A 607-nucleotide genomic window follows, 5' to 3' on the forward strand; every position below is an offset into this window, starting at 1 on the left:
AACTACATGAAAATTGCTGTAACCTGCACTTTCAACGCTGCGGGCAAGTCTGCCTCGTTGTAGCGACTAAAGTAAGTGTCTCCTGTCCAAGGGTTGGCGTTGAAGGCATAGCCATACTCTGAACCTAAGCCATAATAACCGCTACCCGAATAGATACTTGTAGTCTCGCCAAAGCCTGTGTCAGCATCAGTATAACTGGTAACCTGGACATAATCTTTTGTGCCGGTTGCACCATCTTCAACGGAGTTAATGACATAGTAGCCTTTTTGTGTCCCCGTTTCATTGTCATAGTAATCAGGTAACTGACCTACTGTGTAGGTTCCCAATGGTGCAAAGCCGTAACCAGAGTAATTATCTCCATTTCCATAGAAATAGGTAAAGGTATATTGCTGCCCGATAATATCAGCTTCGTAGTATTGAGTAAAATAGGGATCAAATCCATTGCCATCATTAGCATATCCATACTCTGACCCTAAGCCAGAATAGCCACCACCATCCACAAGATAATACTGGATATTTGTAGTTTCGCCAAAGCCTGTGTCAGCATCAGTGTAACTGGTGACCCGGACATAATCTTTTGTGCCAGTTGCACCATCTTCAACGGAGT

The 607-nt window shown here is 43.8% G+C and carries 1 protein-coding gene; it reads right to left on the reverse strand.

Annotated features, from left to right (window positions below):
* Positions 1 to 2: 2 nt before the first annotated feature.
* The coding region (locus ASL19_RS13950) for a hypothetical protein (RefSeq protein ID WP_161808608.1) at positions 3 to 607 on the reverse strand (605 nt) is incomplete at its 5' end.

This window comes from Cylindrospermopsis sp. CR12, assembly GCF_001432185.1.
Lineage (GTDB): Bacteria > Cyanobacteriota > Cyanobacteriia > Cyanobacteriales > Nostocaceae > Raphidiopsis > Raphidiopsis raciborskii.